Origin of the sequence: Vibrio genomosp. F10 str. 9ZD137, from assembly GCF_049974785.1 — a bacterium.
GTDB lineage: Bacteria > Pseudomonadota > Gammaproteobacteria > Enterobacterales > Vibrionaceae > Vibrio.
In genome coordinates, this window is record NZ_JBNGCJ010000521.1 from 1 (window position 1) to 1,983 (window position 1,983).

Here is a 1,983-nt window from a genome sequence, read left to right on the forward strand (position 1 = left end):
CTGAACCGCGCTTCCGATCTGTTCGATGGAAATTCAATCCCATGATTCAACGGAAGCGGTTCGAACATTAAGATTTGAGTGGAAGACGGATTAGTTTTTATCAGAATGCTTTTTATTCAAGAGAAAAAGTAACCAACAGAAAAAACACTCAATAAAAAACCGCAGATATGTCTGCGGTTTTTACTTTTTTGGCGGCTGTAATGACATGTTATGAATTATCGAAGCGCGCTTTTTCTTGCTTCTCTACCTCGGATAAACGTGTGAGTTTAAGGCCCAGCTCCTTACCTCGAGCGCGAGCGTAAAGAATGTTGCCAATAAATGCCATCGTTGTTAAACACAGCTCGACGGAAGCAAGCACCCGTTCTCCGTCTCCAATGTATAAAATAACCAAGGCATGAAGAAAGTAGAGCATTAAAACAAAGTTTGCCCATGCATGCGTGTACGGTTTACCTGCGAGAATCCCAGGAAGTGGTAGCAATAAAGGCACGCTCCATGCAATAGCGAGAGTGAGGTTATTGATATGGGGATGCGGGGACAAATACCATTGCCACAATACAACCCAAGAAATGAGTGAAAGATTGCCAAAAAGAGCGAGCAATCTAAATAGTTTGGTTCTGGTTGTCATGTCAGGTGCCATTGGCTTGTTTATCCTTGCTTACCTTACTGTGTTTCTATTACGGTTTTGAAAACGGAACTCAAAGAGCGGATTTATAAGATGTCCAACACTTTCTCTGGTGGGCGTCCATGACGAGCTTTTCCATTTGAAACCACAATAGGGCGCTCGATTAATTTTGGGTTTTCTGCCATTGCTGAAAATAATTCTTCGTCGCTGGCGTCATCAAGTTGTAGCGTTTTGTAGGCTTCCTCTTTGACTCTCATCATGTCTCTTACACTCGATACAGCGAGTTGTGCATAGAGTTCTTTCAAAGTGTCGGCTGTTGGTGGCGTTTCTAAATACTTCACAATAGTCGGTGAAACATTATTCTCTTCTAATAACGCCAATGTTTGACGGCTCTTTGAACATCTTGGGTTGTGATAGATGATGACAGACATAATGGCTTCCTTGTTGATGTAATTATTGTAGTGATAAGAATCGGTCACGTTGAATCATGAGTTGGTCAATTCGCGCATCGAAGCGAGCTTGCTTTAGACTACCTAGGTCGACTAGTTGGCTGGCTTGAGTGTAGAACTGTATCGCTTTGTTCCAGTTCGCTTTAAGGGCTAAAATCTCCGCTCGTGCGGCAAGATCATCGGCACTCTCGCCCAGTGCAATGTTCGCTTCTGAAAGCAGATGCCAGCCATTAACATCGTCACTAAAATTATGAGTGTAGCGTTGTAATACACGAATGGCTTCAAGGTGGTTGTCTTGCTCAAGCAGCGCGTTAGCATAGTTGATAGTGAGAACCGGGTTATTGGGCTTAGATTGTAGTGCTTTTGACAGCATAGCGATGGCTTTCTCTGGCTGTTTTTGTGCAATATACAAATCAGAAAGTGCATCTAAGTAAAAATTATTGCTTGGCTCGAGTTTAATCAAATTGTGAAGTAGGGCATCAGCTAGTTCGAGCTCTTTGTTATCTAAATGAACCAGTGCTTTTCCATATTGGAAAGCGGGGGCGATATCTTTACCTACCTTCTTTTCTGAACGTTCTAACCAATCCATTGCTGCTTTACCTTCGATACCGGCGTATCGTGCCACAATGCGAGCCCTTGCTAACTGGTAATCAAGAGATGGCTGAATACGCATCGGTGGGTAATTTTGTGCTCTAGCTCGGCTGTCAGTAATACGATCTTCAGGAAGAGGGTGGGTAAGCAGCATCGGTGGTGGCTTACTTGCGTATCGGTACTCATCAGCGAGTCGGCCAAAAAATCGAGGCATGGCTTGAACCTCAAAACCGGCTTTAGCCAGGGTATTTATGCCAAAGCGGTCCGCTTCTTTTTCGTTACCGCGTGTATAGTTTATCTGGCTTTAGATCGGAAGAGCGG

At 43.9% G+C, this 1,983-nt stretch carries 2 protein-coding genes and 1 pseudogene; all 3 read right to left on the bottom strand.

Features of this window, described 5'->3' with window-relative positions; translation table 11 throughout:
• Positions 1–208: 208 nt before the first annotated feature.
• Complete coding sequence (locus ACP45E_RS12680; protein ID WP_017038378.1) at positions 209–637, bottom strand: DUF2069 domain-containing protein; 429 nt, start codon at positions 635–637, stop codon at positions 209–211.
• Positions 638–708: 71 nt separating this feature from the next.
• The gene (gene arsC / locus ACP45E_RS12685) at positions 709–1,053 is read right to left on the bottom strand and encodes an arsenate reductase (glutaredoxin) (protein ID WP_017033291.1); all 345 of its coding nucleotides are present in this window, start codon (positions 1,051–1,053) and stop codon (positions 709–711) included.
• Between the two features lie 22 nt (positions 1,054–1,075).
• Positions 1,076–1,966: pseudogene (locus ACP45E_RS12690) on the bottom strand (tetratricopeptide repeat protein); the annotation flags it as partial.
• Between the last annotated feature and the right edge of the window lie 17 nt (positions 1,967–1,983).

Coding starts and splice junctions, on each gene's coding strand:
- ACP45E_RS12680 (WP_017038378.1), bottom strand. CDS start 637: ATGGCACCTGACATGACAACCAGAACCAAACTATTTAGATTGCTCGCT.
- arsC (WP_017033291.1), bottom strand. CDS start 1,053: ATGTCTGTCATCATCTATCACAACCCAAGATGTTCAAAGAGCCGTCAA.